This window comes from Pseudoclavibacter sp. JAI123, assembly GCF_013409665.1.
Lineage (GTDB): Bacteria > Actinomycetota > Actinomycetes > Actinomycetales > Microbacteriaceae > Pseudoclavibacter.
Map to the genome: position 1 here is coordinate 1,820,016 of NZ_JACCCM010000001.1, position 23,980 is coordinate 1,843,995.

20 protein-coding genes are annotated in these 23,980 nt (G+C 67.9%); 17 read left to right on the top strand and 3 right to left on the bottom strand.

Translation table 11 applies throughout. The annotated features are described in order from the left end of the window. Positions 1 to 87 precede the first annotated feature (87 nt). From HDC34_RS08555 to rbfA, 5 genes are all read left to right on the top strand, one after another. Complete coding sequence (locus tag HDC34_RS08555) at positions 88 to 1,866, top strand: proline--tRNA ligase (RefSeq protein ID WP_104312132.1); 1,779 nt, start codon at positions 88 to 90, stop codon at positions 1,864 to 1,866. Between the two features lie 110 nt (positions 1,867 to 1,976). Then, positions 1,977 to 2,996 (top strand): transcription termination factor NusA, encoded by a 1,020-nt coding sequence (gene nusA, locus HDC34_RS08560; protein WP_104312131.1) that lies wholly within the window; start codon positions 1,977 to 1,979, stop codon positions 2,994 to 2,996. A 1-nt stretch (position 2,997) separates the two neighbouring features. Then, entirely contained in the window at positions 2,998 to 3,282 is a 285-nt protein-coding gene (locus HDC34_RS08565) for a YlxR family protein (protein ID WP_104312130.1), read from the top strand. A gap of 93 nt (positions 3,283 to 3,375) precedes the next feature. Next, a complete protein-coding gene (gene infB, locus HDC34_RS08570) occupies positions 3,376 to 6,243 on the top strand; it encodes a translation initiation factor IF-2 (RefSeq protein ID WP_179556554.1) in 2,868 nt (955 codons plus the stop codon). Between the two features lie 154 nt (positions 6,244 to 6,397). Then, the gene (rbfA, locus tag HDC34_RS08575; protein ID WP_179556555.1) at positions 6,398 to 6,832 is read left to right on the top strand and encodes a 30S ribosome-binding factor RbfA; all 435 of its coding nucleotides are present in this window, start codon (positions 6,398 to 6,400) and stop codon (positions 6,830 to 6,832) included. 40 nt (positions 6,833 to 6,872) lie between these two features. On the opposite strand, the gene HDC34_RS08580 is transcribed toward rbfA, so the two are convergent. Continuing rightward, entirely contained in the window at positions 6,873 to 8,780 is a 1,908-nt protein-coding gene (locus HDC34_RS08580; RefSeq protein ID WP_179556556.1) for a 2-dehydropantoate 2-reductase, read from the bottom strand. Positions 8,781 to 8,879: 99 nt separating this feature from the next. On the opposite strand from HDC34_RS08580, the gene truB reads away from it, so the two are divergent. From truB to HDC34_RS08600, 4 genes are read left to right on the top strand one after another with little or no spacing between them, the layout of a single operon-like run. Further along, complete coding sequence (gene truB, locus HDC34_RS08585) at positions 8,880 to 9,803, top strand: tRNA pseudouridine(55) synthase TruB (protein WP_179556557.1); 924 nt, start codon at positions 8,880 to 8,882, stop codon at positions 9,801 to 9,803. After that, on the top strand, positions 9,800 to 10,186 hold the full coding sequence (locus HDC34_RS08590; protein WP_104312125.1) for a hypothetical protein: 387 nt from the start codon (positions 9,800 to 9,802) through the stop codon (positions 10,184 to 10,186). The genes truB and HDC34_RS08590 overlap by 4 nt, the downstream gene beginning before the upstream one ends. Further along, positions 10,183 to 10,635 (top strand): hypothetical protein, encoded by a 453-nt coding sequence (locus HDC34_RS08595; RefSeq protein WP_104312124.1) that lies wholly within the window; start codon positions 10,183 to 10,185, stop codon positions 10,633 to 10,635. The genes HDC34_RS08590 and HDC34_RS08595 overlap by 4 nt, the downstream gene beginning before the upstream one ends. Beyond that, on the top strand, positions 10,619 to 11,578 hold the full coding sequence (locus HDC34_RS08600; RefSeq protein ID WP_179556558.1) for a bifunctional riboflavin kinase/FAD synthetase: 960 nt from the start codon (positions 10,619 to 10,621) through the stop codon (positions 11,576 to 11,578). The genes HDC34_RS08595 and HDC34_RS08600 overlap by 17 nt, the downstream gene beginning before the upstream one ends. A gap of 86 nt (positions 11,579 to 11,664) precedes the next feature. On the opposite strand, the gene HDC34_RS08605 is transcribed toward HDC34_RS08600, so the two are convergent. Continuing rightward, complete coding sequence (locus HDC34_RS08605; RefSeq protein WP_179556559.1) at positions 11,665 to 12,321, bottom strand: maleylpyruvate isomerase family mycothiol-dependent enzyme; 657 nt, start codon at positions 12,319 to 12,321, stop codon at positions 11,665 to 11,667. Between the two features lie 265 nt (positions 12,322 to 12,586). Here HDC34_RS08605 and HDC34_RS08610 point away from each other — a divergent pair, with 265 nt between their 5' ends. Beyond that, positions 12,587 to 14,743: a DEAD/DEAH box helicase gene (locus HDC34_RS08610; protein ID WP_179556560.1), complete on the top strand. Its 2,157-nt coding sequence runs from the start codon at positions 12,587 to 12,589 to the stop codon at positions 14,741 to 14,743. 51 nt (positions 14,744 to 14,794) lie between these two features. After that, the gene (locus tag HDC34_RS08615; RefSeq protein ID WP_104253452.1) at positions 14,795 to 16,291 is read left to right on the top strand and encodes an aspartate ammonia-lyase; all 1,497 of its coding nucleotides are present in this window, start codon (positions 14,795 to 14,797) and stop codon (positions 16,289 to 16,291) included. Positions 16,292 to 16,388: 97 nt separating this feature from the next. On the opposite strand, the gene HDC34_RS08620 is transcribed toward HDC34_RS08615, so the two are convergent. Next, entirely contained in the window at positions 16,389 to 16,847 is a 459-nt protein-coding gene (locus tag HDC34_RS08620; RefSeq protein WP_179556561.1) for a hypothetical protein, read from the bottom strand. A gap of 167 nt (positions 16,848 to 17,014) precedes the next feature. On the opposite strand from HDC34_RS08620, the gene HDC34_RS08625 reads away from it, so the two are divergent. The 6 genes from HDC34_RS08625 (at position 17,015) to HDC34_RS08650 (ending at position 23,917) form a co-directional block, all read left to right on the top strand. After that, complete coding sequence (locus HDC34_RS08625; RefSeq protein WP_179556562.1) at positions 17,015 to 18,196, top strand: PrsW family intramembrane metalloprotease; 1,182 nt, start codon at positions 17,015 to 17,017, stop codon at positions 18,194 to 18,196. Further along, a complete protein-coding gene (locus HDC34_RS08630) occupies positions 18,193 to 19,437 on the top strand; it encodes a PrsW family intramembrane metalloprotease (RefSeq protein WP_104312118.1) in 1,245 nt (414 codons plus the stop codon). Before HDC34_RS08625 ends, HDC34_RS08630 begins: the two co-directional genes overlap by 4 nt. Positions 19,438 to 19,440: 3 nt before the next feature. After that, positions 19,441 to 19,815, top strand: coding sequence for an FKBP-type peptidyl-prolyl cis-trans isomerase (locus HDC34_RS08635; protein ID WP_068480291.1), 375 nt, complete (start codon positions 19,441 to 19,443; stop codon positions 19,813 to 19,815). A gap of 109 nt (positions 19,816 to 19,924) precedes the next feature. Continuing rightward, on the top strand, positions 19,925 to 20,194 hold the full coding sequence (gene rpsO / locus HDC34_RS08640) for a 30S ribosomal protein S15 (protein ID WP_104253448.1): 270 nt from the start codon (positions 19,925 to 19,927) through the stop codon (positions 20,192 to 20,194). Positions 20,195 to 20,319: 125 nt separating this feature from the next. Continuing rightward, the gene (gene ppk2, locus HDC34_RS08645; protein WP_179556563.1) at positions 20,320 to 21,402 is read left to right on the top strand and encodes a polyphosphate kinase 2; all 1,083 of its coding nucleotides are present in this window, start codon (positions 20,320 to 20,322) and stop codon (positions 21,400 to 21,402) included. Between the two features lie 256 nt (positions 21,403 to 21,658). Further along, a complete protein-coding gene (locus HDC34_RS08650) occupies positions 21,659 to 23,917 on the top strand; it encodes a polyribonucleotide nucleotidyltransferase (protein WP_104312116.1) in 2,259 nt (752 codons plus the stop codon). Positions 23,918 to 23,980: the final 63 nt, after the last annotated feature.

The following is a 23,980-nucleotide window of genomic DNA, read 5'->3' on the forward strand; positions in this document are numbered from 1 at the left end:
CGCAGATCGGTGCCCGCGGTCGAGCCGTCCTCTGCCAGGGTCCAGCGCGGCCAGCGCGTGGGCCCTGGCACGACTAGCATTGGCCGGGTGACTACTCGCCTCTCCAAGCTCTTTGTCCGCACGCTCCGCGAAGACCCCGTCGACGCAGAGGTGGCAAGCCACAGGCTCCTCGTGCGCGCCGGCTACATTCGCCGCCAGGCGCCAGGCGTCTTTGCATGGCTGCCGCTCGGTCTCAAGGTGAAGCGCCGCATCGAGCAGATCGTGCGCGAGGAGATGGAAGCCGCGGGTGCCCAGGAGGTTCATTTCCCAGGCATCCTGCCTGCCGACTTCTACGAGGCCACGGGGCGCCTCGACGATTTCGGCGACGGGATCTTCCGCTTGGAGGACCGCAAGGGGGCGCCGCTGGTGCTCGCGCCGACACACGAGGAGGCCTTCACGCTCGCCGTCAAGGATCTGTACTCCTCGTACAAGGACCTGCCGCTCGCGATCTACCAGATCCAGGACAAGTACCGCGACGAGGCTCGTCCCCGCGCTGGGCTGCTGCGCGGCCGTGAGTTCACGATGAAGGACGCCTACTCGTTCGACATCGACGACGCCGGTCTCGACATCAGCTACCAGGCTCAGCGAGACGCCTACGAGCGCATCTTCGACCGCCTCGGACTCGAGTACGTCATCGTCGCGGCGAACGCCGGCGCGATGGGCGGCTCGCGGAGCGAGGAGTTCCTGCACCCCACACCCGTCGGCGAGGACACCTTCGTGCGCTCGCCCGGTGGCTACGCGGCGAACGTCGAGGCCTACGCCGCGCCGGCTCCCGTCGCAGTGGACCCCAGCTCGACCGGGGCCGCGACCGTCTTCGATTCGCCGGACACGCCGACCATCGCGACGCTCGTCGCACACGCGAATGCGGTCGTCCCGAAGACCGGGGACCGCGACTGGACCGCGGCGGACACACTCAAGAACGTGGTCGTGGCACGTCTCCACACAGACGGCACCCGCGACCTGGTCGTCGTCGGCATCCCCGGCGACCGTGAGGTCGACATGAAGCGCCTCGAGACGGCCCTTCAGCCTGCCGAGGTCGAGGCTGCGACTGCGGAGGACTTCGCGAAGCACCCCGGTCTCGTTCGCGGGTACATCGGACCATGGTCGGCCGCGGGCCAGGTGCTCGGTGAGGAGTCGACCACCGGTGTGGCGTACTTCCTCGACGAGACGGTCGCGGACGGCTCCAGCTGGATCACCGGCGCCAACATCGCTGGCAAGCACGTCCACTCGCTGGTCGTCGGACGGGACTTCACGGCGGATGCGCGCATCGGCGCCGCCGAGGTCCGTGACGGCGACCCTGCCCCCGACGGCAGCGGAGCCATCACGACGGCTCGCGGCACGGAGATCGGGCATGTCTTCCAGCTCGGTCGCAAGTACGCGGAGGCCCTCGGGTTGAAGGTCCTCAATGAGCAGGGCAAGCTCACAACCGTGACGATGGGGTCGTACGGCATCGGCGTGACCCGGAACCTCGCGCTCATCGCCGAGGCCAACCACGACGACCGTGGTCTCATCTGGCCTGAGCAGGTGGCGCCTTTCGACGTGCAGATCATCGCAACCGGGCGCAACGAGGAGCCGTTCGCGGTTGCGGAGGAGCTCTCCGCCGCGTTCGACGCCGCCGGCCTCGACGTGCTATACGACGACCGGAAGAAGGTCTCACCCGGCGTCAAGTTCGGAGATGCGGAGCTCCTGGGCGTTCCGTGGATCGTCATCGCGGGCAAGGGCGCCGCCGACGGCCAGGTCGAGCTGTGGAACCGCCGGACGAACGAGCGCGACGCGGTCGCCAAGGACGAGGTGCTGGCGCTCCTGCAGTCCAAGCGCGCCAGCTGAGGGCGGCCCGGGACGAGGCACCGCGTCGCCTCGTCCCGCGTGCCTGGCCTGAGGACGAGTCTGCCCCGCATGGGGTAAACTCGTCCTTTCATCTGAATAGAGGGAGCGCCATGAAGATCGACCTTGCTGTCCTGAGGATTCTCGAGCGAGAGCGTGAGATTCCGTTTGAGGAACTTGCCAGCATTCTCGAGCAGGCGATCCTGACCGCGTACGAGAAGCACGTCTCGCAGGAACTGGGCCAGGACGTGCCGCCGGCCTCGACCCGCGTGCACCTCGACCGCAAGAGCGGCGAGGTCAACGTCTTCGTTCCCGAGCTCGACGACGACGGCGAGATCGTCGGCGAAGCCCAGCTCCCCGCCGACGACTTCGGCCGAGTTGCCGCGTTCGCAGCCAAGCAGGTCATCAACCAGCGCATCCGCGACATCGGCGACGACAAGGTGCTCGGCGAGTTCCGCGGACGCGAAGGCGACATCATCGCCGGCGTCATCCAGCAGGGGCCGAACCCCCGCATGATCCACGTCGACCTCGGAACCGTCGAGGCGATCCTGCCCCCTGAAGAGCAGGTGCCGGGTGAGGACTACTCGCACGGCCGCCGGCTGCGGGTCTTCGTGACGAAGGTCGAGCGGGGCAGCAAGGGCCCCCAGATCACCGTCTCCCGCACCCACCCGTCTCTCGTGCGCAAGCTCTTCGCACTCGAGGTTCCTGAGATCGCGAGCGGCGTCGTCGAGATCGTGTCGCTGGCCCGTGAGGCCGGCCACCGCTCGAAGATCGCGGTGCGCGCGACGCAGGAGGGCATCAACCCGAAGGGCGCGTGCATCGGTGAGCTCGGGGCACGCGTGCGTGCCGTCACCAACGAGCTCGGCGACGAGAAGATCGACATCGTCGACTACTCGGATGATCTGCCGACGTTCGTGGCCAGCGCACTGAGCCCTGCGAAGGTCTCGAGCGCGTTTGTCATCGACCGGGCGACCAAGGCCGTCCGGGCACTTGTTCCGGACTTCCAGCTGTCGCTCGCGATCGGCAAGGAAGGCCAGAATGCGCGTCTCGCGGCCAAGCTCACGGGGGCGAGAATCGACATCCAGCCCGACTCGATCCTCGAAGACGGAGACGAAGCGCGCGCAGAGGGGTAGTATGTCGTCTGTACGAACGTGCGTTGGATGCCGTTCGCGCTCCGCACGGAGTCAGCTCCTCAGGGTTGTGCTCCGTCAGGGAAGCCTCGAAGTCGATATCTCGGCGAGTCTTCCAGGGCGCGGAGCCTGGATCCATCCGACCGCGGAGTGCACCAGGCTAGCGATCGAGCGGCGCGCATTCTTGCGGGCCTTCAAGACCGGCACGGTGGACACCGAGGCGCTCAGCAGGCACGCGAGCACACTGGAGCAGGGCGAACGCACTGCTCCTACCACGAGAAAAGGCTGATCGGACCATGGACTAATCATGAGTGACTCACGATGAGGCACATCCGACTTTAATGGTCCGCTCCTGTTTGGGCGGGCCCCAGACAGGAGAAAAGTGGCAAAACCACGCGTACACGAAATCGCCAGCGAGATGGGCGTCGACTCGAAGACCGCCCTCAAGACTCTGCAGGACATGGGCGAGTTCGTTAAGAGCGCATCGTCGAGCGTCGAGCCCCCCGTGGCCCGTCGCCTTCGCGAGGCGCTGAAGACCAACGCAGCCGGTGGCGCACAGCCGCAGGCCGCGGCTCCCGCGGCATCGAAACCCGGCTCCCCGCGTCCCGGTGGCGCGACGCCGTCGAGCGTGCGCCCGGGCACGAAGCCCGGACCTTCCGCCCCCTCGGCACCGGCCGCACCCGCTGCGCCCGCCGCGACGCAGAAGGCTGCCGGTTCCTCGGCTCCGACTCCCGGACCGAAGCGCAAGCCTGAGCCAGCACCGGCTCCGGTCGCAACAGAAGCTCCGACTCCGGCTCCCGCAGCTGCCGCGCCCGCGGCTCCTGCCGCTCCCGCAGCCGAGGCTGGCGCACCGAAGCCGAACGCGCAGCGTCCCGCTGCTCCCGGCGACGCCAAGCCTGCCCAGGCCGAGGGCGGCGCAAGCCCCTCGATCCCGCGCCCCCGCGGCCCGCGTCCCGGACCCCGTCCGGGAAACAACCCCTTCGCGTCCAGCCAGGGCATGGGGCGTTCGCGACCCGGCAACAACCCATTCGCCTCGAACCAGGGCATGCGCCCCGGTGGCGGCCCCCGTCCGGGCGGCGCAGGCGGACCCCGTCCTGCAGGTGCAGGCGGACCCCGTCCGGCAGCTCCGCGTCCCGGTCAGCCCCGCGTCCTCCCAGGTGCCCGCCCCGCGGGTGCGGGCCGGCCAGGCGGTCGTCCGGGTGCAGGTGGCGCTGGTGGCGGACGCCCAGGTGGCGCTCCAGGCGCCGGTGGCGGTTTCGCGCCGCGTCCAGGTGGCGGCGGAGGTCGCCCTGGTGGCGGCGGTCGCGGTCGCGGCTCGACGGCCGGAGCGTTCGGTCGTGGCGGCGGCAAGTCGAAGGCGCGCAAGTCCAAGCGGACGAAGCGGGCAGAATTCGAGATGCGGGAAGCCCCGAGCGTCGGCGGCGTCAAGGTTCGTCGCGGAGACGGCTCGACGCCGATCCGCCTGCGCCGCGGTGCCTCCATCTCGGACTTCGCTGAGAAGATCGACGCCAGCCCAGGCGACCTCGTGACGGTGCTGTTCCACCTCGGTGAGATGGCGACCGCAACGGAGTCGCTCGACGAGGCCACGTTCGAGGTCCTCGGCGAGGAGCTCGGCTACCGCATCCAGATCGTCAGCCCCGAAGACGAAGACCGCGAGCTCCTCGAGGGCTTCTCGATCGACCTCGACCAGGAAGCAGAGGACGAAGGAGACGACGTCCTCGAGATCCGCCCGCCCGTCGTCACGGTCATGGGTCACGTCGACCACGGAAAGACGCGCCTCCTCGACGCGATTCGCAACGCGAACGTCGTCGAAGGCGAAGCCGGTGGCATCACGCAGCACATCGGTGCGTACCAGGTCTGGCACGAGCACGAGGGCATCGAGCGCGCCATCACGTTCATCGACACGCCAGGTCACGAGGCCTTCACGGCCATGCGTGCCCGTGGTGCGCAGGTCACCGACATCGCGATCCTCGTGGTCGCGGCGGATGACGGCATCATGCCGCAGACGGTCGAGGCGCTCAACCACGCCCAGGCTGCCAACGTGCCGATCGTCGTCGCGGTCAACAAGGTGGACAAGGAAGACGCGAACCCGTCGAAGGTCCGCGCGCAGCTGACCGAGTACGGGCTCGTCGCCGAGGAGTTCGGTGGCGACACGATGTTCGTCGACGTCTCCGCTCGCAACAACCTCAACATCGACAGCCTCATCGAGGCGGTCCTCCTGACGGCTGACGCAGGTCTCGACCTTCGCGCCAACCCGAACAAGGAGGCGCGCGGTATCGCCATCGAGGCGAAGCTCGACAAGGGACGCGGTGCGGTTGCGACCGTCCTCATCCAGTCGGGAACGCTGCGGGTCGGCGACCCGATCGTCGCCGGAACGGCGTACGGCCGCGTCAGGGCCATGCTCGACGAGAACGGTCAGGTCGTCACCGAGGCTGAGCCTTCGCGCCCAGTCCAGGTGCAGGGCCTCTCGAGCGTTCCTCGTGCAGGCGACACCTTCATCGTCACGGAAGAGGACCGCACCGCGCGTCAGATCGCCGAGAAGCGTGAAGCCGTCGAACGCAACGCGAGCCTCGCGAAGTCCCGCAAGCGCATCAGCCTCGAGGACTTCACCCGTGCACTCGAAGAGGGCAAGGTCGAGTCACTCAACCTCATCATCAAGGGTGACGTCTCCGGTGCCGTCGAGGCACTCGAGGAGTCGCTGCTCAAGATCGATGTGGATGACTCGGTGCAGCTGCGCATCATCCACCGCGGTGTCGGCGCCATCACGGAGTCCGATGTCAACCTCGCCACGGTCGACAACGCCATCATCATCGGCTTCAACGTGCGCCCCGACACGAAGGCGCGCGAGCGCGCCGCTCGTGAAGGCGTGGATGTCCGGTTCTACTCGGTCATCTACGGAGCGCTCGAGGACATCGAGAACTCGCTCAAGGGCATGCTCAAGCCCGAGTTCGAAGAGGTCCAGTCGGGTGTCGCCGAGATCCGCGAGGTGTTCCGTTCCTCCAAGTTCGGGAACATCGCCGGATGTATCGTGCGCAGCGGAACGATCACGAGGAACGCGACTGCTCGCGTCATCCGCGACGGCATCGTCATTGCGGACAACCTCGCGATCGACTCGCTCCGCCGGTTCAAGGACGACGTCACCGAGGTCCGCACAGACTTCGAGTGCGGTATCGGCCTCGGCAAGTACAACGACATCCAGATCGGCGACGAGATCGAGACGACTGAGCTCGTCGAGAAGCCGCGCGTCTAGCTGTCGACCGAGCTGCCGCGCTGCCTGAAGCGCGGCGCGTACTCGGGGCGGGGTCCTGGCCAACCGGCCGGGGCCCCGCCTTCAGGTTCTGCGCAGTTTGAGACACTGCAGACGCATTTGACTGTCTGCATCAGCACACGAGAAAGTAGCCATCATGGTCGATCATTCACGGGCCCTGCGACTCGCAGACCGCATCAAGGTCATCGTCGCGAAGACCCTCGAGCGAGGCGTCAAGGACCCGCGGCTCGGGTTCGTCACGATCACGGACGTGCGCGTCACGGGTGACCTGCAGCATGCCACGATCTTCTACACCGTCTACGGCGACCAGAAGGAGCGTCGGGACACCGCTGCGGCGCTCAGGAGCGCGACCGGGATGCTTCGCACGGAGGTGGGCAAGAACATCACGTCGCGCCTCACCCCGAGCCTCGAATTCGTGCCGGATGCGATCCCCGAGAACGCCGACGCCATCGCGGCGCTGCTGCGGGAAGCGCACGAGCGTGATAGCGCATCCGCGGAGCAGGCCAAGGGGGCAAGCTACGCGGGTGACGCCGATCCGTACGAGAAGAAGGACGAGCCCGAGGACGCCTGACGCTCCTCTGCTCACTGCTCCAGCGCTCGCCGGTGACTGCTCAGTCGCCGGCGAGCGCTATCTCCGCCGCTTCGCGTTCCACGATGAGTCCGTCGCTCTTCAGCGAGGCGATCGCCCGCGTGAAGCGGTCTGCATCCGCACCGGATGGGTCGAGGTGCTGCTGCAGGAACGTGATCTCCACGCCGCCCGGGATCGACCGGAGCTCGCGGAGCACCAGGCCTCGCATCTCACGGTCGGAGCCGGCGAACGTCGCCTGGCGCTTCCTGGCGGCGCCGCTGGAGGCTGGCCGGCCAGCTCGGAACCACGCGCACAGGCCCATGACGGGGCACTCCTCGCACTTCGGCCGCTTTGCCGTGCAGACAACGGCACCCAGCTCCATTGCTGCGGCGTTCCAGGCGTTCGCGGCGTCGGGATCCGCGGGGGAGACTGCCCGCATCTCCGTGGCGTCGCGCACGGCAGACGGCCCCCACGGAGTCTCCACGCCCCCGAAGGCGCGCGCGAGCACTCGACGAACATTCGTGTCGACAACCGGTTCAGGCACGCCGTAGGCGAACGACATCACGGCTGATGCCGTGTAGGGACCGACGCCTGGCAGCGCGAGCAGCTCCTCGCGTGTGCGCGGGACGGCGCCAGCGTGGTCAGTCACGATCGAGCGGGCGCACGCGAGGAGCCAGAGAGCTCGCCGCGGGTAGCCGAGCCGATCCCAGAACCGGAGCACTTCGGCCTCCGATGCGGAGGCCATCGCAGCTGGCGTGGGCCAGCGGTCGATGAAGTCGAGCCATTTCGGTTCCACTCTGGCGGCCTGGATCTGCTGTAGCATCGTCTCGCTCACGAGCACACCCCACGGCGTGGTCGTGGGCAGGCGCCACGCGAGCGCCCGATGGCCGCGGTCGAACCAGGCGTTGATGGCGGCCGTCACCGTGGAGCTGTGGACCGCGGACGGGGAGAAGTGGGGTTGCCCGCGCTCGATGTCGTGGACGAGCTCCGCGAGGGTCGCGTTCACCGGAGCGGGCAGACCGAGCGCGCGACCGTGGGCGACCACGGCTCCATTGAGTGCGTCGATCTCTGTCGCCTCGCCGCGGCGGATGCTCTGCAGCGTCGATGCGTAGTTCGGCGTCGGACCGAAGGCGGCGGACAGCTCGCGCGCCAGTCGCTCGTTCCGAGCGTTGGCGTCGCCCGGCTCGCGAGGTTGGCTGTTCGCGAGAGATGCGAGCGCCGCGTTGAACGGGCCGACCTCGACGTGGTGTGCGCCACTGGCCGCCGCGACGGTGAGCAGCTCGCCCATGCTCGCAGCGAGGACGCCCAGGAGGGTTGGGTGCTCACCCACTTCCTGCACGCTGAGCCCGGTGATGGCCGGCAGCGCGTTGACCTGATTGATGAGGAGCTTGCTCCACAGCGCTGAGGCCAGGTCATCGGTGGCCCGGGCCTCGATCGCGGGTGACAGATCCGCTGCGAGCTGCGCGAGGCGCGGAGCGTCGGCGCTGGATGCCGTTCCGAGCGTCAGCGATCCAGCCGCCGTTGCCCGGACCTCATCGGACGAGGGCCGGTTGACGGCGAACGTGGCAAGCCCTCCTGCGACGAATCCACTCCTCAGCGCCTCCGGGATCGATGTGAGCATCCGTTCGACGGTCGACGCACCCTCGAGGCCGTTCTGCACGACGACCGTCACGGTGCGCGCCACCGCTTCGAGGTGCGGCTCGACCGCGCGCACGGTGTCCTGCGCCTTTACCGCGACCAGGATGAGGTCGAACGCTCCGGACAGCTCTCGGCGCGTCGCGAGCTCTGCGTCGTGCGTGCCGAACGCGCCGGTGAGCACGATGTGCCGTCGGTCGGCGGGGGACACCCGCGCGTCATCTCGCTCGACGAGCACGACCTCGTGCCCTGCTCGATCCAGGAGGAGCGCCAGCGTACCCCCGACCGCGCCCGCGCCGATGACCGCAACCCGCATCTGATCTCCTCCGCGCGTGTGGAAGGGCGGTCGCCGGGATGTCCCGGCGCCGTCCGGTGGCCGGGAACGAGCCTACGGGCACCGTAGGATATTGGGGACATGACGACTCCATCTTCCGGCCCAAGCGGTGTCCTCCTCCTTGACAAGCCCCAGGGGCCGACGAGTCACACGCTCGTCGCGATGACGAGGCGGGCGCTCGGGACGCGGAAGGTCGGCCACGCCGGCACGCTCGACCCGATGGCGACCGGACTCATGATCTTGGGCGTGGGCGGCGCCACGCGTCTGCTCACCTACTTCGTCGGCGACGACAAGGAGTACTTCGCGACGGTGCGTCTGGGGGTCTCGACGAACACCGAGGACGCGGAGGGGGAGGTCACAGCCACGGCCCCCGCGTCAGCTGTCGCGGCGGTCACCCCAGAGCGTGTAGAGGCGGCGATGTCCGCGCTTCGTGGGCCGATCAGCCAGATCCCCTCCGCGGTGAGTGCGATCAAGGTCGACGGGGTTCGTGCCTACAAGCGCGTTCGCGACGGCGAGGCCGTGCAGCTCGCAGCCCGCGACGTGACGATCTCCGAGCTCGAGCTCCTCGATACGCGGTCGACGACCGCAGAAGAGCAGCCCGTCCTCGACCTCGACATCCGTGTCTCCTGCTCGTCCGGCACCTACATCAGGGCCCTGGCACGAGACCTCGGCGCTGCGCTCTCCACGGGTGCGCACCTGACGGCGCTCAGGCGCACGCGCGTCGGCGACTTCGGCATCGAGGATGCGGTCGCACCGGACGCGGACGATCTCGGAGCGCGCCTCCTGGCGCCGGCGCAAGCTGCGCTCCGACGGTTCCGCGCCTTCGAGGCGACCGCCGAGCAGGCTGCCGACCTCAGAAACGGCAAGAAGCTGCGCCTCGATGCGGGCGCCGACGACGGGGTGCTCGCCGCGATCGACCCGGACGGCGACCTCATCGGCATCGCCAGAGCCAAGGCCGGCGTGCTCAAGTCGGAGTTCAACATGCCGACGGAGGCCAAGGCGTGATCGACTGGTTCACCTGGACGCTCTGCCTCGTGAGCGCCGCAGCCGGTGTCTTCTGCGTCATCGCGGGCGCCGCCGGCCGCAAGCCCGGCGATGTGACGGTGGGCGCCGTCGCCCTCGTCGAGCTGCTGCTCGTGGCGCAGCTCGTGATCGCGCTCATCGCGCCCGCGACGGGGAATGCGCCGGTCGGGGACGCCCTCGAGTTCTGGATGTACTGGGTGGTGGCGGTCATCATCCCGCCCGCGGCGGTCTTCTGGGGTCTCGTCGAGCGCACACGGTGGTCGACCGTGATCCTCGGCATCGCCGCCCTCACCGTCGGCGTGATGGTCTTCAGGATGCACCAGATCTGGATCGGCGCCAGCCCGTTCATCGGGGCACAGGCGTGAGCCGAGCCGAGCGCGAGCCCGGCAGCGACGGCGGGTACCAGGGTGCGCGGGGCTCAGGGCGAGTGCTGGTCGTCATCTACGCGGTGCTCGCGCTGGCGTCGATCGGCAGGAGCTCGTACCAGCTGCTCTCCAAGCTCGGCGAGGCGCCTCTCGCGTACTCGCTCTCCGCGGCCGCGGCGCTTGTGTACCTGCTCGCCACGATCGCGCTCGTCCGGCGCGGGCGCGTCTGGAATCGAATCGCCTGGTTCACGATCGTCTTCGAGCTCGTCGGCGTCCTCGTGGTCGGGTCGCTGACGGAGTTCCACCCGGAACTGTTCCCCTCCGACACCGTATGGTCGGACTTCGGGGTGGGCTACGCGTATATTCCTCTTGTGCTCCCGATCCTCGGCATCGCGTGGCTTGAGACGGGACGATCGAGACGAAAGAGGGAACGTGCGGCTGTTCACTGACCTGGCTGAGCTGCCTGTCGAGCTCGCGCCGAGTGCCATCACCGTCGGCAAGTTCGACGGCGTGCACCGCGGCCACCGGTGGCTTCTCTCGCGTCTCGTCGACGAGGCCTCCTCGCGCGGGCTGGAGCCGGTCGCGGTCACCTTCGACCGCCATCCGCTCTCGCTCATCACGCCTGGCGTCGAGCCAGAGCCGATCACGTCGCTGAGCCAGAAGATCGACCTGCTCGCCGAGACCGGCTTGGGCTCGACGATCGTCCTGCCGTTCGACGACACCCTCGCTGGCATGAGTCCGGAGGCGTTCGTCCGGGATCTGCTCGTGGGCACGCTCCGGATGCGGCTCATCGTCGTGGGACAGGACTTCCGCTTCGGCGCCAAGGGGGCCGGCGACGTCGCTCTGCTGCGCGAGCTCGCCGCCAGCTGCGGATTCGAGATCGTCATCGCCGATGACGAGATGGCGGAGGACTCGCGCTCGCACGCCGAACGCCGCGCATCCTCGACCTGGGTTCGCGAGCTCCTCGGAGCCGGTGAGGTCCGTGCCGCCGCCGAAGTGCTCGGGCACAACCACACCGTGACGGGGGAGGTCGTCCACGGCGCGAAGCGCGGTCGGGAGCTCGGGTTCCCGACGGCGAACCTGTCGCCGGAGCTCGAGGGCCTCATTCCAGCCGACGGGGTCTACGCGGGCTGGTTCAGGGGCGGGGATCTGAGCGCTCCGGCGGCGATCTCGATCGGCAACAACCCCACCTTCGACGGGGTGCCCCGCAAGCAGGTCGAGGCGCACCTCATCGGCGAGACGGTCGACCTCTACGGGCTCATGGCCCACGTGGAGTTCGTCGAGCGGATACGCGGCATGGAGAAGTTCGACAGCATCGACGCGCTCAAGGACCGCATGGCGCTCGATGTCGTCGAGGCTGCGGAGACGCTCGGCGGCAGCTACGCCGTCTGAGTCGCACTTCCGGGGAGATTCGACAGATCGTCGGCGCCCGCCGGAGGCCGGACCGACCGTCTCAGCGTGGGCACCGTGGGACGTGCCTAGTCGTCGAGCTGCACGCTGCGCCCGAAGAGCTTGAGCACGAGCTGCGCCGCGGTCCCCTCGACCACAGGTCCCTTGTCGCCGATCTGCCACCGCGCATCTGTCGCGCGGAGCCGATTGCGCTTCGCGAGGGACGCCGCCGAGCTGAGCGGCACCCGCGTGCGCACGAGGGCAACCGCGCTCGTCGACCGTGGGCTGAGACGGATCCGCAGACCGAGCGCCTCGGTCATGTCGTAGGTGTGCACGACCGCCTCGGTGAGCTCGGAGATACCGGCTCGCGTCGGGGAGACGACCTTCGTGGCCGCGATGGAGCGGATGCGCGCGACGAGTTCCTCGGTCGGGGCTGCTCCCTCGCGCTTCGCGATGTCGTCCAGGTAGGCGTCGACCCGCAGTCCCTTGCGGAATACGCCCTTGGACGCCTCACGCACGAGGGAGGATGTGGGGGAGCCGAGTCTCCAGGCGAGGTGCCCGGCTACGTCACGAACGCTCCAGCCGTCGCACTTGCTGGGAGTCTCCCATTGTTCGGGCGTCAACCCTGCGAGCAGCGTGGCGGTGCGGTCGAGCGTCGTCGCGATGTGAGCGCTCCAGTCGCCGGCGACCCGCTTCGACGGCGTGAAGTACGGCCGGTCGGGATCTGGGAAAGGGCGTTGTGGCACCTGACGATTATCGCACCCGCGCGGAGTCTGTGCGGGGCAACGACACGTCGTTCCCGAGTCGAAACCTGCGGGTCGCCTGGCGTACACTGTCAACGCTGGTGTCTGAGGGAATCTGAACTCTCCTCGAGACCTGCATGACATCCGGGAGCTCGTCACTCGAGTGGGCCGACGCCCGCCTCACTGCCGGTCGCCGCGTTCGGCGCCGATGCTGCGACCTCCGCCCGGCTCAACTTCCCGATCCCTGCCACGTTGCATAAGGAGGGGCATGTCTCGTAGGACACGCGCCCAAGCCGGCGGTCGCGCCGGCGTTCACACGGCGCCACGCCACCGTAAGCCCGTCGACAACACCGGCGTCATCCCTCAGCTCGCCAAGGCGGCGCGGGAAGTCGAGGCCTCCGCTCAGCGAGGCAAGGTCTCGCCGTCGAACCGCACGAAGTTCCAGGTCATCGCCCTGCTGATGCGCGAAGAGCGCGCGAAGGCGAAGGAGTCGACGGAGCTCGGCGAGCACGACAGGGCCGAGGCGCTCAAGCGTCTCGACGGTCTCGCCTCGATCCTCGCGAAGACCGCTGCCCGTGACACGTCGCTCATCAGCCTGCTCGAACCGGGCGCTCCCGTCAGCGAGGCGGCGAAGGCCCTGCGCAAGCAGATGCTCTTCGCTGGCGGCATCGAGATGGTCGTCGACGAGCAGCCGGAACCCGAGGCCCAGGCGGAGAAGCTGCCGCCGGAGATCGCGCAGCGTCAGGTCCTTCCCGGGTCCGTCAAGGCGCGGACGCGTTCCAACCCGTTCCTCGCTCCCGTGCTCACCAGCGTGAACACGACGACGCCGCACTATTCGCGCCTCTCCAACTGGGAGCTGCTCGGGCCGCTGCTCCGTGCCTTCGAGACCGGTGCGGGCGGCAACGCGGCTTCGATGGAGCTGCCTCCCGCCCCTCGGTGGGACCGAATCTCCCCGCCAGGGCAGGAGCTCATGGATCACCAGGCGAGGCTCCTCGCGAGCGTCGCCGAGGGGCACAGGGCGTACCTGCTCGCCGACGAGCCCGGACTCGGCAAGACCGCGCAGGCACTGCTCGCAGCGTCGGTCGCCGACGCGTATCCGCTGCTGTGCGTCGTCCCGAACGTCGTGAAGACGAACTGGGCACGCGAGGTCCAGCGATGGACCCCGAACCGCCGCGTCACCGTCATCTCCGGTGACGGTCAGGGCATCGACGCCTTCGCGGACGTGTTCGTCGTCAACTACGAAATCCTCGACCGCCACCTGGGGTGGCTCACCTCTCTCGGGTTCAAGGGCATGGTGCTCGACGAGGCGCACTTCATCAAGAACCTGCAGTCGCAGCGGTCGCGGTTGGTCATGCAGCTCGCGAACAGCATCCGCGCACGCGTTCCAGGCGCAGACCCGCTGCTCATGGCGCTGACGGGAACGCCGCTGATCAACGACGTCGACGACTTCAAGGCCATCTGGCAGTTCCTCGGCTGGCTCGAGGGCGATCGGCCCTCCCAGCTGCTGCTCGATCGCCTGGACGAGACGGGACTCGTGCCGAGCGACCCCGGCTTCCTCGCCGCCGCGCGACAGACGGTCATCGATCTCGGCATCGTGCGCAGGCGCAAGATCGACGTCGCGGCGGACCTCCCCGCGAAGCGTGTCGTCGACATGCCTGTCGAGCTCGACTCCGACGAAGGCCGGAGCATCCGAGCGGCGGAGGCGGCGCTCGTCGCGCGCCTCCTGGAGCGCTACCGCCGGATGGCGTCTGCCGCGGGTCTCGAACCCGGCGTCGTCGACCTCGATCGGGTACGGATGATCGCACGACAGGAAGTCGAGGAGTCGAAGGCCTCCTCGACTGGAGCGAGCATCTTCACCATGCTCCGCACGATCGGTGCCGCCAAGGCGCGCCTCGCCGCGGAGTACGCGGGGCAGATCGCGCGTTCGGCCGGCAAGGTCGTGTTCTTCGCGAAGCACATCGAAGTCATGGACGCGGCCGAGCGCACCTTCGCCGAGAACGAGATCTCATCCGTCTCCATCCGTGGCGACCAGTCGCCAGCGGCGCGCCAGGCCGCGATCGATGCCTTCCAGAACGACCCGAGCGTGCAGGTGGTCGTCTGCTCGCTCCTCGCCGCCGGCGTCGGCCTCAACCTGCAGGCCGCGTCTGACGTGGTGCTCGCCGAGCTCAGCTGGACCGCAGCCGAGCAGACCCAGGCCATCGACCGCGTGCACCGCATCGGTCAGGAAGAGCCGGTCACGGCGTGGCGCATCGTCGCGGCCCAGACCATCGATGCCCGCATCGCGGAGCTGATCGACGCCAAGCAGGGCCTCGCGCTGCGGGCGCTCGAGGGCATCGACACGGGTGAGCAGTCCGCCGACAGCATCCAGGTGGATGCGCTCGCGAGTCTCCTCGAAGCGGCGATCCGAGGAGCGCGTCGGCAGTAGGCTGAGGTCAGCGCGGAAACTCAGACGACGAAGTTGGAGGACCATCAGGTCATGTCAGAAACGCAGGAATTCCGTGTCGAACGCGACTCGCTCGGCGAGATGCGGATCCCCGCAGGTGCCTACTGGGGCGTGAACACCGCGCGTGCCCTCGAGAACTTCTCGATCAGCCGACGACAGATCAGCGTGTACCCGGACTTCATCGTGGCCTACGCGCAGGTCAAGCAGGCGGCGGCACGTGCGAACCTCGAGATCGGCGTGCTCGATCAGGAACGCTCGTGGCTCATCGATCGCGCCTGCCAGGACATCATCGACGGCAAGCTCCACGAGGAGTTCGTCGTCGGTGTCATCCAGGGCGGCGCGGGCACGAGCACGAACATGAACGTGAACGAGGTCATCGCCAACCGAGCGCTCGAGCTCGCCGGCCGGCCGTTCGGCGACTACGAGTTCCTCTCGCCGAACGACCACGTCAACCGCTCCCAGTCGACCAATGACACGTACCCGAGCGCCGTCAAGGTGGCGCTCGTGCACGCCACCGAGCGGCTCATCGACGAGTTCACGCTTCTGCAGAACGCGTTCCGCGTCAAGGGGAGCGAGTTCAAGCACATCCTGAAGATCGGTCGCACGCAGCTGCAGGACGCGGTGCCGATGACCCTCGGCCAGGAGTTCAGCGGCTTCTCGACGACGATCGGCGAGGACATCGAGCGCCTGCGCGACGTGCTGCCGCTGCTCCTCGAGCTCAACCTCGGCGCGACGGCGATCGGTACCGGCATCACGGCGGAAGCGAGCTACGCATCCGCGGTCATGCGACAGCTTCGCAAGATCACGGGCTACAACGACCTGCAGACGGCGCACGACCTCATCGAGGCCACGAGCGACACGGGCGTCTTCATGTCGCTCTCGAGCGTCATCAAGCGCACGGCGATGAAGCTGTCGAAGATCTGCAACGACCTGCGACTGCTGTCATCCGGCCCGCAGGCGGGTCTCGGCGAGATCAACCTGCCGGCACGCCAGGCAGGTTCGTCGATCATGCCGGGCAAGGTCAACCCGGTCATTCCTGAGGCGGTCAATCAGGTCGCGTTCGTCATCGCGGGTGCCGACGTGACGATCTCCATGGCCTCCGAAGCCGGTCAGCTGCAGCTCAACGCGTTCGAGCCCGTCATGCTCCACACGCTCATGCAGAACTCGGCCTGGCTCCGCAGGGCAGCCCGCACCCTGCGGGTGAACTGCATCGACGGCATCACCGCCAACGAGGAGCTTCTCGAGTCCAGGGTCTCGAGCTCCGTCGGCGTCGTGACGGCCCTGACGCCGTACATCGGCTACTCGGAGGCCTCGAAGCTCGCGAAGGAGGCCCTCAACACGAAGGCCACCATCGCGGACCTCGTCGTCGAGCGGGGGCTCCTCAGCCGAGAAGAGGTCACGAGCATCCTCTCGCCTGAGCGCCTCTCCGGCATCCAGGCGGTGACCAGCGCGATCCCCATCATCACGCAGGCGCAGGCCATGGCGCTCGAGGACAGCCTCGACCGAGCTGACCTGCGCGACTTCTCGTAGCGTCAGCCCGTCGTTCGCGAGGCGAGCGTCTTGCAAGCAGTTAGGCCCCGCCGGTGCATGTGCACCGGCGGGGCCGAACCGGTCAGGCCTCGAGAGGTCAGTTGGACGGCTTCTCGTCCGATGCCGCAGGGGCATCGTCGGCGCGAGCCGCGTGGCGGGGCGACGTCGTCTCAGTGGGGGAGACCATGGCGTCCGCGTCATCGTCCTCGAAGGTCTCGAGCACGTCCTCGCGGGCCTGGCCAGCACGGACGAGCGTCTGCACCTGGGACTCGATGCTCTTCTCGACTTCCTCCTCGACCCGACGCTTGACGTCGTCGAACCCATCGTCGACTCGCTTGCGCATGTCCTCGAGCTGCTCGTCCACGCGCCGGCGCATGTCCTCGAGCTGGGTGTCGCTGCGTCGCCGCAGATCCTCCGCCGAGACCGTCATGCGCTCGGCGAACGCCTTCGACTTGCCGCCGATGTCCTTCGCGACCTCTTCTGCATGCACGCGACTCGTGCTGATACCAGCGATGAAGCCGACAGTGGCACCGAGAAGGAATCCGAGACGCATCATGGGTCCCAATCTACCGTGCGACTGCTGCCGCCGACTGGCCGTTCGCTCGACGCGCCCCGGCTTGGCTAAGCTGACCGCAGCGTGTCGACGAGACGGGGCAACCCGCGCGCGCCGCGAACCCGGCAGCCCCTGATCCGGACACCCACCCAACGCACGGAGGACCATCGATGAGCAGTGCCACGTCCGTCGTGCCGAAGAAGCGTCGGAGGCTGACGCGCGGCAGGCTCACCTGGCTGCTGCTGCTCGGCTTCGCCGTCCTGCTCTCCGTCGGCGTCGTCGCGTGGCTCTTCAGCGAGCTGCGCTTCGCCGCCCTCACCATGGCCATCCCAGCCCTCGTCCCGCTCGGCCTCGTGCTCGCCGCAGTCTGGTGGCTCGACAGATGGGAGCCGGAGCCCCGCATCCTGCTCGCCTTCGGGCTGTTCTGGGGAGCAGGCGCATCCGTCGTCGGCACCCTCGTGACGGGCGGGATGATGCTCGACGTCGCGCGGTCCTACCTGTCCACCGAAGGCGACGTCAGCAAGTTCTCCGTGCTGATCCAGGCGCCCATCTCGGAGGAGGCCATCAAGGCCGTCGGGCTGTTCCTCATCCTGGTGTTCGCGAGGCGACACTTCGACAGCCCGCTCGACGGGTTCAGCTACGCCGCCGTCATCGGGGCCGGCTTCGCCTTCACCGAGAACATCATCTACTTCTCGCAGGCAGCCGACTCAGCCGCGGGTTTCGCGTCCACGTTCATCGTGCGTGGCATCCTCTCGCCGTTCGCGCACGCCCTCTTCACGGGCATCACCGGCATGGCGATCGGCTGGGGAGCCCGGCGCGGCGGATGGATGCGCCCCGTCCTCATGGGGCTCGGCGGCCTGGTCATCGCGATTCTCGCGCACGCCTTCTGGAACGGAGGCAGCCTTCTCATCCTGCCGCTCCTCGGCGTCGACCCCACCAACCAGTTCGGATGGCTCATCTTCTACCTCGTCGTCCAGCTGCCCATCTTCCTGCTGCTCGCCTGGCTTCTCGTGAAGCTGCACGACCGCGACCGTCTCATCATCGTCGACCGGCTCGGCGAGTACGCAGACGCCGGCTGGTTCACGACCTCAGAGGTCGCCATGATCGGTGACTGGAGCGCACGGGAGCAGGCCTTCGCGTGGGCCAAGTCGGTGAGCCCCGAAGCCGACCGCGCGATGCGTGGCTTCGTGCAGGACTCGTCCCGCTTGGCCTTCGCCCGCGAGCACGCGCGTGTCAACAAGCGCGATCCGAACCGACGCGTCGTGGAGAAGCGGATGCTCGACCGCGTCAAGGAGCACCGCTCGCAGCTTGCCGCGTTCGGCGTCGCCGGCACCAGGTCGGCCGCGTCGTGACCGCGCCTCAGCCACAGCAGGGTGCCTGGGCGGCAGCCGGCGCGCAGCGTCAGCTCGACCCGCAGTTCGCGGTCCCGCAGCCCCCGACCAGGGGCGAGCTCGCGATGCGCATCACCACGATCGTCGTGATGAGCCTCGCGGCGCTCATCATCGCCGTCGTCCTCTTCCTCGCCTACCTCGGCAGCAGCGACGTGGTGCTCCTCGGCAGCGTCCTGGCCGCCCTCATCCCGCTCTTCGTCGTGTGGATGGTCGTCTGGCTCATCGACCGCTGGGAGCCGGAGCCGCGCATCCTGCTCATCGGGGCGGTGTTCTGGGGCGGCGGCATCGCGGTCGGCGGTGCGCTGCTCACCGGCCTGGTGCGCGAAGCGCTCCTGCCCGGCGCGCTCCCGGCCTGGTGGGGGCCATCCGTCGAGGCTCCCGTCGGCGAGGAGATCTGGAAGGGCCTCGGCCTCATCGTCATCTATGCGGTGGCTCGGCGCCACTTCAACGGCCCGACCGACGGCCTTGTCTACGGTGCGCTGCTCGGCGCCGGGTTCGCCTTCACCGAGAACATCCTCTACTTCTCCTCGATGTGGCAGGAGGCAGGCGTCGGCGGGTTCGTCGCCCAGTACTTCATCCGCGGTATAGCCCTTCCGCTTCTGCACCCGATGTGCGTCTCCCTGACGGGGATCGGCATGGGCATCGGCGCACGCCGCGGTGGCTGGGGATCCGCGCTCGGCGGCTTCGCGCTCGGCCTGATTCCCGCCATGGGACTGCACGCGCTCTGGAACGTGGGCTCCGGTCTCGTGCAGCAGTCCGCGGGCATCCTCGGCCTCATCCTGTTCTTCGCCGTCGTGATGGTGCCCATCTTCATCGCCTGGGTCGTCACGATCTTCCTGCTTCGGAGAAGAGACGCGCGCATCATCGTCGACCGACTCTCCGAGTACGCGGCCGTCGGCTGGTACTCGCCCGCGGAGATCAGAATGCTCTCGACCATGCGGGGCAGGTCGAGCGCACGCGCCTGGGCGCGACGCTCAGGGAAGCGCGCTGACAAGGCCATGCGTGACTTCATCACGGAGTCCACGCGTCTTGCCAGTGTGCGTCACCAGGTCGTCCTCGACCCCAATCGGACCAGCAAGCTGCTTGACGAGCGGCTCCTGCTGCGCCGTCTCGGCGAGCTTCGAGGCGAGCTCATCATGGCGCAGGCGCAGCCGCACGGCGCGTCATCCGGGACTCGTCCAGGCTCCGGCGCTTGGATGTAGGACATGACAAACACTGATCGCACCAAGCCAGAAGTCGACTTCCCAGGTGGAGAGGCGCCAGCAGAGCTGGTCATCGAAGACATCATCGTGGGCGACGGGGCAGTCGCGGAGCCGTCCTCGACGGTCGACGTGCACTACCTCGGCGTCGAATTCGAGTCGGGGGAGGAGTTCGACTCCTCGTGGAACCGTGGCGAGTCGGTCAACTTCCCGCTCAAGGCGCTCGTGCGCGGCTGGCAGGAAGGCATTCCCGGCATGCAGGTCGGTGGACGGCGCAAGCTCGTGCTCCCACCCCACCTCGCCTACGGCGCGGCAGGCGGAGGACACCCGCTTTCCGGCAAGACGCTCGTCTTCATCATCGACCTGCTGGGTGTGAGCTGAGCCTTCGAACCTGATATGCTCTTTCGGTTGCCGTGAAACGGCCGCGGATCAAGAGAGCTCGCACACTGTGTGCTGAGCGCCGCGCAACGAAAGAGAAGGGGGTCTGTCAATGGCACTAAGCGCTGAGGGCAAGAAGGCCATCATCGAAGAGTACGCAACGCACCCGGGTGATACTGGCTCCCCTGAAGTTCAGGTTGCCATCCTCTCCACGCGAATCAAGGAGCTCACCGAGCACCTCAAGGAGCACAAGCACGACCACCACTCGCGTCGTGGTCTCCTGCTGCTTGTGGGTCAGCGTCGTCGTCTGCTCGGCTACCTCGCCGACGTCGACATCGCGCGTTACCGTTCGCTCATCGGACGACTCGGCCTCCGCCGCTAAGCACTTGCTGCGAAGAGCCCCTGCCATCGGCAGGGGCTCTTTTCGCGTTCGACGGTCTGACCGCGTGCGAGAAGTCGAACCGTCTCGGCGGTGCCCGCTCGCCGAGGCGCGACTAGGCTGTCGTCATGGCAGCCTCTCGCACCCCAGCTCAGCACCAGGCAGGTTCAAAGGGCCAGGCAAAGGCCGCATCCGACGGCGATGGAGCCCTCGTCGATGGAAGCAAGGCTGCCGATGGCTCGAACGGTCGCTCCCGCAGATCCGCCCAAGGAGCTCAGACCGCCTACCGCCTGAACCGGGCAGGTATCCCGGACACGACTCCCGAGATCGACGAGCTCGCAGAGCTGCGAGACGAGGACCCGCTCGGCGAGGCCTGGCGGCACGGCTACCCGTACGACACGAAGCTCCCGCGCAAGGAGTATGAGAAGCAGAAGCGCGCACTGCAGATCGAGCTGCTGAAGCTCCAGACCTGGGTCAAGGAGACCGGCCAGAAGGTCGTCATCATCTTCGAGGGGCGTGACGCGGCAGGCAAGGGCGGGGCGATCAAGCGCTTCATGGAGCACCTGAACCCCCGCGGTGCACGCACCGTCGCGCTCGAGAAGCCCACGGAGAAGGAGCAATCGCAGTGGTACTTCCAGCGCTACGTCGAGCACCTGCCTTCCGGTGGCGAGATCGTGCTCCTCGACCGCTCCTGGTACAACCGTGCTGGCGTCGAGCGCGTCATGGGCTACTGCACGCCGACGGAGTACCTCGAGTTCACCCGGTCGGCTCCTGAGTTCGAGCGGATGCTCGTGAACTCCGGCACCACGATCATCAAGTTCTGGTTCTCCGTCGGTCGGGCCGAGCAGCTCGCTCGCTTCGCCGCCCGTCGGGACGACCCGGTGCGCCAGTGGAAGCTGAGCCCGACCGACCTCGCCTCGTTGGACAAGTGGGACGAGTACAGCGAGGCCAAGGAGGCGATGTTCTTCTACACGGACACCGCGGAGTCGCCGTGGACGGTCGTCAAATCGAACGACAAGAAGCGGGCGAGGCTCGAGGCCATGCGCTACGTCCTCTCGCAGTTCGACTACCCGTCGAAGGACGAGGGCGTCGCGCACGCGGCCGACAAGAAGATCGTCGGATCCCCGAGCAAGCTCTACGACGAGGGGGAGAAGCCGACCGGTGAGTTCCCGCTCGTGACGGAGCTGCCTCGAGCGTCGCGCAAGAAATAGGGCCAGGTCTGCAGTGTTGCGCGGCTCGTCGGCAATCGCCGCACGGGTTCCAGCTGCTCGGCGCCCTCCGCTGGTAGAGTCGATGTCGCAAACACTCAAGATACGCGGGGCGGCGAGTAGCTGGTCCTCGGTGGTGGGTTCCTGTCGTGGCTTCGCGTCGAAGCGCGAACAAGACAGAGGTCTTCTACTGACGATCAGCCCGGGATGACCCGGTCGCGCTTTCCCTTCGCGTGCACACGCAAAAGGAGGAGACCTCTTGGAAGGTCCCGAAATCAAGTTCTCTGAAGTCGTTCTCGACAACGGCAAGCACGGCCAGCGCAAGATCCGCTTCGAAGCAGGGCGCCTCGCCCAGCAGGCGCAGGGCTCCGCCGTCGCCTACCTCGACGACGAGACCATGCTGCTCTCGGCCACGAGCATCTCGAAGAATCCGAAGGAGAACTTCGACTTCTTCCCGCTCACGATCGACGTCGAGGAACGCAGCTACGCCGCCGGAAAGATCCCCGGATCGTTCTTCCGCCGTGAGGGTCGCCCCTCGACCGAGGCCATCCTGGTCTGCCGCTTGATCGACCGCCCTCTGCGCCCGTCCTTCGTCAAGGGCCTGCGCAACGAGGTCCAGGTCGTCGTCACCGTGCTCTCCATCGCACCGGGCGAGTTCTACGACGCCCTCGCCATCAACGCCGCGTCGCTCTCGTCGCAGCTGAGCGGCGTGCCGTTCTCTGGCCCGATCGCCGGTGTGCGTCTCGCGCTCATCGACGGCCAGTGGGTCGCATTCCCGAAGTTCGAGCAGCTCGCTGACGCGGTCTTCGACCTCACCGTCGCCGGCCGCCTCGTCACCAAGGCTGACGGCACCGAAGACATCGCCATCATGATGGTCGAGGCCGAGGCCACCGAGCACGCGTGGGGCCTCATCCAGGCCGGCGCGCAGAAGCCGGACGAAGCGGTCGTCGCACAGGGCCTCGAGGCTGCGAAGCCGTTCCTCACGCAGCTCGTGAAGGCACAGCAGGAGCTCGCAGACCAGGCCGCGAAGCCCGTCGTCGAGTACCCCGTCTTCCTGCCCTACACGCAGGAGGCGCTCGACGCCGTCACCGCGCTCTCGCACGACGGCCTCGTCGACGTGTACCAGATCGCCGGCAAGGTCGAGCGACAGGACGCGGACGACGCCCTCAAGGCGAGCGTCAAGGAGCAGATCGCCGCGAAGATCGAAAGCGGAGAGCTCGACGCTTCCGTCGCCGGTCAGGTGTCCGCCGCGTACAAGACCGTCACGAAGGACGTCGTCCGCGGACGCATCCTCCGTGAGGGCAAGCGCATGGACGGACGCGGCGTCGCCGACATCCGCCAGCTCGACGCAGAGGTCGACGTCGTGCCTCGCGTGCACGGCTCGGCTATCTTCCAGCGCGGCGAGACGCAGATCCTCGGCGTCACCACGCTGAACATGCTCAAGCTCGAGCAGCAGATCGACTCGCTCTCGCCGATCACGTCGAAGCGCTACCTGCACCACTACAACTTCCCGCCGTACTCGACGGGTGAGACCGGACGCGTCGGCTCGCCGAAGCGTCGCGAGATCGGGCACGGCTTCCTCGCCGAGCGCGCTATCGTGCCGGTGCTCCCCAGCCGCGAGGAGTTCCCCTACGCGATCCGCCAGGTCTCGGAGGCGCTCAGCTCGAACGGCTCGACGTCGATGGGCTCGGTCTGCGCCTCCACGCTGTCGCTCCTCAACGCCGGCGTGCCGCTGCGCGCGCCCGTTGCCGGCATCGCCATGGGCCTCGTCTCCGACGAGGTCGACGGAGAGACGCGCTACGCCGCCCTCACCGACATCCTCGGCGCTGAAGACGCACTCGGCGACATGGACTTCAAGGTCGCCGGCACGGCCGAGTTCGTGACGGCCATCCAGCTCGACACGAAGCTCGACGGCATCCCGACGTCGGTCCTCGACGGCGCGCTGACGCAGGCTCGGGATGCTCGCATCCAGATCCTCGACAAGGCGATCAACGCAGTCATCGACACGCCGGATGAGCTGGCAGCCACGGCTCCGCGCATAATCTCGGTCCGCGTGCCGATCGACAAGATCGGCGAGGTGATCGGGCCAAAGGGCAAGGTCATCAACCAGATCCAGGACGACACCGGCGCCGACATCTCGATCGAGGACGACGGCACCGTGTACATCGGCGCTGTCGATGGTCCGTCCGCCGAAGCCGCTCGGGCAGCGGTGAACGCGATCGCGAACCCGACCAACCCCGAGGTTGGCGAGCAGTACCTGGGCACGGTCGTCAAGATCGCGTCGTTCGGTGCCTTCGTCTCGCTCCTCCCGGGCAAGGACGGCCTCCTGCACATCTCCGAGGTGCGCAAGCTCGCCGGTGGCAAGCGCGTCGAGAACGTCGAGGACGTGCTCGGAGTCGGCCAGAAGATCCTCGTCGAGATCACCAAGGTCGACGACCGTGGAAAGCTGTCGCTCGCCCCAGTGGTCGAGGAAGCAGCAGCTGAAGAGGGCGTCGCCCTCGAGGCAGGCGCCGAGTAACTCCGGCCCCGTATCACCGAGACGGCCCCGCGCATCCCTGCGCGGGGCCGTCTTGCTGTCCTG